This window comes from Lacticaseibacillus manihotivorans DSM 13343 = JCM 12514, from assembly GCF_001435035.1.
In the GTDB taxonomy this organism is placed as follows: domain Bacteria; phylum Bacillota; class Bacilli; order Lactobacillales; family Lactobacillaceae; genus Lacticaseibacillus; species Lacticaseibacillus manihotivorans.
This window is the reverse complement of record NZ_AZEU01000190.1, coordinates 1-206: the sequence shown is the minus strand read 5'-3', so window position 1 is coordinate 206 and position 206 is coordinate 1. Positions and strand designations below refer to the sequence as shown.

At 48.1% G+C, this 206-nt stretch carries 1 pseudogene; it reads left to right on the top strand.

Annotated elements, in window-relative coordinates:
• Positions 1–101: 101 nt before the first annotated feature.
• Positions 102–206, top strand: a pseudogene (locus FD01_RS15770) (helix-turn-helix domain-containing protein); the annotation flags it as partial.

The following is a 206-nucleotide window of genomic DNA, read 5'->3' as shown; positions in this document are numbered from 1 at the left end:
CCCCAGTTTACAATTCAAGTGCAACACCTTAGCGACTAGACCAAAAAGGCCATGAAGACCTATTCTTGTTAGTGCAACCAGACAAGAAAGCAGGAATCTTTATGACCCACTCTCAGATTAACACTCACAAGCACTACCAACAACTCAGTCTTAGCGACCGTGCTACAATTCAGGCCCTTCGGGCTACTGGTGACACCGCGACCGTG